The sequence below is a fragment of the Angustibacter aerolatus genome (assembly GCF_054776675.1).
This window is the reverse complement of record NZ_BAAHBM010000145.1, coordinates 1-4,590: the sequence shown is the minus strand read 5'-3', so window position 1 is coordinate 4,590 and position 4,590 is coordinate 1. Positions and strand designations below refer to the sequence as shown.

Sequence of the window (4,590 nt, the reverse complement as noted above, 5' to 3'; positions counted from 1 at the left end):
GGCCTGCGACGCGGCAGCCGGCCGAGCAGCCGCCGAGCGCGCGGGCGGCCGACACGTCGGCGCCGGCGGGACCGTCGTCCCCGGGCCCCGAGGCGCGACCCGCTCAGCCTGCGGTGGTCGAGCCCGAGCCCGCCGCCGAGCCCGCTGCCGAGGTGACGGACGGCCCGGGGCAGCACGGTGTCGAAGCGATCCGCGCGGCCTGGCCGGGCGTGGTCGAGCGGCTGTTCGGCATGAAGAAGGCGACCTGGTCGCTGGTCAAGGAGCACGCGCAGGTGCTCGACTTCGACGGGCGCCGGCTGACGCTCGGCATCAGCTCGCCCGGCCTGACCCAGACCTTCCGGGCGGGGGCCCACGGCGAGTTCGTGCGGCAGGCGCTCATCGACGAGCTCGGTGTCGACGCGCTGGTCGACGCCGTGCACGGCGACGGCTCGGCCGCCCGCGGCGGGTCGCGCGCCGCTGCCGCGCCGGCGTCCCGGCTGCTGCGGCGGCCCGCACCCGGCCGTCCGACGACCGCTCGGCCGCGCCGGTCGAGCCGCCGGGCTGGGACGACGTGCCGCCGCCGACCGACGAGCCGGGCGACCCCGAGCCGGGTGACCCCGAGCCGGCCAGATCGCACGCGACGTCGGCCGCCGGCGACTCGGCCGGTTCGCCAGCCTCCGGTTCGTCCGGCTCCGGTTCGTCGGGGTCCGGCTCGTCCGGCTCGTCCGGCTCGTCCGGCTCGTCCGGCTCACGTGGGCCGTCCTCCGGGCTCTCGTCGTCCTCGTCGTCCTCCCTGGAGGCCGAGCGCGCCACCGCCCAGGTGGACCGGTCACCCCGGCGGGCCCCGGGCGCCGCGTCCGAGGGTCGTGGCTCGGCGACGGCCGTCGACGCCCCGCCCGCGCCCGCCCGCCGGTCGGCCGCGCCGCCCCCGCCCGAGCCCGTCCGGGTGCCGACGGTCTCGCCGGCCGACGACGAACCGGCCGACGACGACGTCGACGCCGAGGACTCGGGGATGGTGGGCCGGGCCGTGGTCGAGCGGCTGCTCGGCGGCCGCGTCATCGGCGAGAGCGACCGCTGAACGGATGCGTCGCGCGTCCCGGCGCGGGTTGTCGCACGCGGCACGTAGGGTGAGCGCGTGTACGAAGGCGTGGTCCAGGACCTCATCGACGAGCTCGGGCGGTTGCCCGGGGTCGGTCCGAAGAGCGCCCAGCGCATCGCCTTCCACGTGCTCGCCGCCGACCCGACCGACATCCGCCGCCTGGTCGACGCCCTGACGCAGGTCAAGGCGCGCGTCCGGTTCTGCGTGACGTGCGGCAACGTCGCCGAGGACGAGCAGTGCCGCATCTGCCGCGACCCGCGCCGCGACCCGACGGTGCTCTGCGTCGTCGAGGAGCCGAAGGACGTCGTCGCGATCGAGAAGACCCGGGAGTTCCGCGGCCGCTACCACGTGCTCGGCGGCGCGATCAGCCCGATGGACGGCATCGGGCCCGACGACCTGCGCACCCGCGAGCTCATGGTGCGGCTGGCCGACGGCGCGGTCACCGAGGTCATCATCGCCACCGACCCGAACCTCGAGGGCGAGGCGACGGCGACGTACCTGGCGCGGCTGCTCGGCCCGATGGGGCTGCGGGTCACCCGGCTCGCGTCGGGGCTGCCGGTGGGCGGCGACCTCGAGTACGCCGACGAGATCACGCTCGGACGCGCGTTCGAGGGACGGAGGCTGCTGGATGTCTGACCAGATCTGGGCCATGGACCGCAGCGACGCCGACCGGGCCGAGCTGAGTCGCCTGGCCGCCGACACCGCGCTCGACGTGCGGGCCTACCTCGAGGCGACGACCACCGTCGCGAGCGGCACCTCGCCCGACGTCGCGCTGCCGGTCGTGCTGCTGGCCACCAGCCAGGTGCTCGTCGCCGGTGCCAGGCTCGGCGCGATCACCGACGTCCTGCCGACCGAGCGCTTCGAGCCCGACTCCGGGCCCGAGCCGGACGTCGACCCGCTGCACGCCGGGCTGGCCAACGTGCTCGAGGGCATCGACGACTACGCGGACGTCGTCGACCCGGTGCTGCCGTCCGAGATCGCGGCGTTCTCGCTGTCTGGCGACATCGCCACCGTGGCGTCCGACCTGTCGCACGGCCTGCGGCACTTCGAGGCCGGCCGGGTCGACGAGGCCCTGTGGTGGTGGCAGTTCTCGTACCTGTCGAGCTGGGGCCTGCGCGCCGCCAGCTCGCTGCGCGTCGTCCAGTCGCTGCTCAGCCACCTGCGGCTCGACGCCGACGACGAGGTCGTCGCCGACGCGGAGTTCGACGCGCTGCACCCCTGAGCGGCGTCTCGGCATCCGGCCGATCGGCCCCCTCGCGCGAGCCGTCGGTAGAGTCCTCGGCGAACCCCGTCGGCACCACCGAGGAGCGCAGCACCGTGGGACTGGTCGTCCAGAAGTACGGCGGCTCCTCGGTCGCCGACGCCGAGAGCATCAAGCGCGTCGCCCGCCGCATCGTCGACACCAAGCAGCTGGGCAACCAGGTCGTGGTGGTGGTGTCGGCCATGGGTGACACCACCGACGACCTGCGCGACCTCGCGCAGCAGGTGTCGCCGCTGCCGCCGGCCCGCGAGCTCGACATGCTGCTCACCGCGGGCGAGCGCATCTCGATGGCGCTGCTGGCCATGGCGATCGCCGACCTCGGGCACACCGCCCGGTCGTACACCGGCAGCCAGGCCGGCGTCATCACCGACTCGGCGCACGGCAACGCCCGCATCATCGACATCACGCCGGGTCGCATCCGCACCGCGATCGACGAGGGCGCGATCGCGATCGTCGCCGGCTTCCAGGGCGTCAGCCAGGACACGAAGGAGATCACCACGCTCGGGCGCGGTGCCTCCGACACGACCGCGGTCGCCCTCGCCGCCGCCCTCGGGGCCGACGTCTGCGAGATCTACACCGACGTCGACGGCGTCTTCACCGCCGACCCGCGGATCGTGCCCGCGGCCCGCCGCATCGAGCGCATCACGAGCGAGGAGATGCTCGAGATGGCGGCCAGCGGCACCAAGGTGCTGCACCTGCGGTGCGTCGAGTACGCCCGCCGCTACGACATGCCGGTGCACGTGCGGTCGAGCTTCAGCCGCCGCGAGGGCACCTGGGTGACCGACAAGCCACTGGACGACAGGGACGGTGCCACCGTGGAGCAGGCGATCATCTCGGGGGTCTCGCACGACCGCAGCGAGGCGAAGGTGACCGTGGTCGGCGTGCCCGACCAGCCGGGCAAGGCGGCGGCGATCTTCCAGGCCGTGGCGGGCGCGGGCATCAACCTCGACATGGTGGTGCAGAACGTCTCGGCGGCCGCCACCGGCCGCACCGACGTCTCGTTCACCCTGCCGAAGTCGGACGGCGCCTCCGCCATGCAGACGCTGCAGGCCGCGCAGGCCGGCGTCGGCTTCGAGTCGCTGCAGTACGACGACCAGATCGGCAAGGTCTCGCTGGTCGGCGCGGGCATGCGCACCCACCCGGGCGTCACCGCGACCTTCTTCGCGGCGCTGGCCGGCGCCGGCGTCAACATCGAGATGATCTCGACGTCCGAGATCCGCATCTCCGTGGTCACCCGCGCGGACGACGTCGACACCGCCGTCCGCGCCGTGCACACCGCCTTCGGCCTCGACACCGAGGGCGAGGCCGTGGTCTACGGCGGCACCGGCCGCTAGACCCACCCCGCGCCGCCGGCGCGCACGCACCACCACGAGACCCGTCCGCTCACCCGAGCGGGCGGGTCTCGTCGTCGTGCCCCAATGAACTTGAACACGTTCAGAAAGGCGGCTACCGTCGTCTTGAACACGTTCAACACGACCTCCGGAGGCTCTCGTGCACGCGGTCCTGACGACCTATCTCTGCTACACCGTGGTGAGCCTCGGGCTGACCGCCTGGGTGGCCCGCACCCTGTTCCGCAACGGCGCGCTGTTCCTGGTCGACGTCTTCGACGGCGACGCCGAGATGGCCCGCGCGGTCAACCGGCTGCTCGTGGTGGGGTTCTGGCTGATCAACCTGGGCTACGTGGCCTTCGCCCTGCGGATCGGCTCGGACGTTCCGGACGCCCGGGCTGCGGTGGAGGCCCTCTCGCGCAAGCTGGGTGGGGTGACCCTGGTGCTCGGCGCGATGCACTTCGGCAACCTGTTCGTGCTGCAGCGCATGCGTCGACGCAACCGGCTCGTGCACCAGCCGGTGCCGCCGGTGCCCCCGGCGCAGTACGGCCCGCCCTCCGCCTGGGCCGCGCCGGGCGCACCGGGTGCCTGAGCCCGAGGCGGTCACCGAGCTGGTCGTGCTGTACGACGCCGACTGCCCGCTGTGCCGCTGGGTGCGTGGCTGGCTGGGCGGCACGCCGCTGCTGGTGCCGCTGCGCTGGGTGCCGTGCGGGTCGGAGCAGGCGAGGCGGCTGCTGCCGTGGCTCGACCACGACCGCACCCGCGGCGAGCTGACCGTGGTCGGCAGCGGCGGCCGGGTGTGGACCGCGGGCGACGCCTGGATCGTCTGCCTGTGGGCGACCGCCGCGCACCGCGGGCTGGCCCAGCGCCTGGCCACCCCGGCGGGCCGGCCGACGGCCCGGGCGGTCGCGCTCGCCGTGGCC

General features: G+C 74.5%; 7 protein-coding genes. 6 read left to right on the top strand and 1 reads right to left on the bottom strand.

The annotated features are described in order from the left end of the window. On the bottom strand, positions 1–419 hold a 419-nt coding region (locus tag ACYVI6_RS18090; RefSeq protein ID WP_460447698.1), incomplete at its 3' end, for a hypothetical protein. Positions 420–925: 506 nt separating this feature from the next. On the opposite strand from ACYVI6_RS18090, the gene ACYVI6_RS18085 reads away from it, so the two are divergent. From ACYVI6_RS18085 to ACYVI6_RS18060, 6 genes are all read left to right on the top strand, one after another. Then, positions 926–1,057 (top strand): hypothetical protein, encoded by a 132-nt coding sequence (locus ACYVI6_RS18085; protein ID WP_460447697.1) that lies wholly within the window; start codon positions 926–928, stop codon positions 1,055–1,057. A 57-nt stretch (positions 1,058–1,114) separates the two neighbouring features. After that, positions 1,115–1,714, top strand: a complete 600-nt coding sequence (recR, locus tag ACYVI6_RS18080) for a recombination mediator RecR (RefSeq protein ID WP_460447696.1) — start codon at positions 1,115–1,117, stop codon at positions 1,712–1,714. Then, the gene (locus ACYVI6_RS18075; protein WP_460447695.1) at positions 1,707–2,300 is read left to right on the top strand and encodes a DUF5063 domain-containing protein; all 594 of its coding nucleotides are present in this window, start codon (positions 1,707–1,709) and stop codon (positions 2,298–2,300) included. Before recR ends, ACYVI6_RS18075 begins: the two co-directional genes overlap by 8 nt. Positions 2,301–2,395: 95 nt before the next feature. Further along, complete coding sequence (locus ACYVI6_RS18070; protein WP_460447694.1) at positions 2,396–3,673, top strand: aspartate kinase; 1,278 nt, start codon at positions 2,396–2,398, stop codon at positions 3,671–3,673. A 157-nt stretch (positions 3,674–3,830) separates the two neighbouring features. After that, entirely contained in the window at positions 3,831–4,259 is a 429-nt protein-coding gene (locus ACYVI6_RS18065; RefSeq protein ID WP_460447693.1) for a hypothetical protein, read from the top strand. Next, a partial coding sequence (locus ACYVI6_RS18060) for a DCC1-like thiol-disulfide oxidoreductase family protein (RefSeq protein WP_460447692.1) occupies positions 4,252–4,590 on the top strand: 339 nt, incomplete at its 3' end. The genes ACYVI6_RS18065 and ACYVI6_RS18060, both read left to right, overlap by 8 nt.

Coding starts and splice junctions, on each gene's coding strand:
- ACYVI6_RS18075 (WP_460447695.1), top strand. CDS start 1,707: ATGTCTGACCAGATCTGGGCCATGGACCGCAGCGACGCCGACCGGGCC.